This window comes from Vibrio makurazakiensis, from assembly GCF_050337375.1.
Lineage (GTDB): Bacteria > Pseudomonadota > Gammaproteobacteria > Enterobacterales > Vibrionaceae > Vibrio > Vibrio makurazakiensis.
In genome coordinates this window covers 1-763 of record NZ_JAKJSW010000476.1, presented here as the reverse complement: position 1 = coordinate 763, position 763 = coordinate 1, and the positions used below count along the sequence as shown (strand labels likewise).

At 41.7% G+C, this 763-nt stretch carries 2 protein-coding genes; both read right to left on the bottom strand.

Features of this window, described 5'->3' with window-relative positions; all coding sequences use genetic code 11:
• On the bottom strand, nucleotides 1-363 hold a 363-nt coding region (locus tag L4C33_RS22595; RefSeq protein WP_428814602.1), incomplete at its 3' end, for a dihydrofolate reductase family protein.
• Between the two features lie 157 nt (nucleotides 364-520).
• Nucleotides 521-763: DUF3010 family protein (locus L4C33_RS22590; protein WP_428814601.1), on the bottom strand; the 243-nt coding region annotated here is incomplete at its 5' end.

Sequence of the window (763 nt, the reverse complement as noted above, 5' to 3'; positions counted from 1 at the left end):
GTTTTGAATCGTTACCCCGCCATCAATATAAAGCTTTTGATAGCCTTGATCATGAATAGACTTTAGCACGTCTCGTAGCTCGCCTTTCACTAGAAAAACTTTATCTTCATAGCCTGAGGGCACGGTTGTCATTGTATTACTTAGAACAAAGACCGGCTTGGTATAAGGCCAATCAACGCCGAAACTCAATACCATGTCTAACGTGTTTCGTCCCATGACCATTGCATCGATTCGTTCAAAGTGTTCGACATATCCCATGTCATCACCGTCAGGATTAGGTATGGCATGCAACCAATCAACACCGCCATTTTTATCCGCTATGTAGCCATCTAAACTTGTTGCAATAAATACACTGTTTGACATTTTAAGCTCCCAATTAGCAACGTTAAGGCTGCATCAATATTTAACGATCGTAAGTGTAAGTAATACCTTGATGCAAATACAAAAGTGGACGCAAATAAAAAAGGCCCGAAATCCGTAGACTTCAGGCCCTCGCAGTCAACCTAAGTGACTAAACAGATTACATGCGACCCATTAGGCACGCGTAAGCTGTTACAAATGCTTGCTCTTGGTACTGTTTAAGACCTGTATCTTTAAATTGAACCATTAGCGGATTGCGCTTCAAGCTCTCTTTAATATCAGCAGGCGTTACAACCGTTACGTTCAAGCCTTCAGAAAGTTGGATTGCTGCTTCTAGTTTAAAACCAAAGCCACCACCAGCAAACTTACCTTTAGTTTGGCGCTGACGGATAACGATTTTATC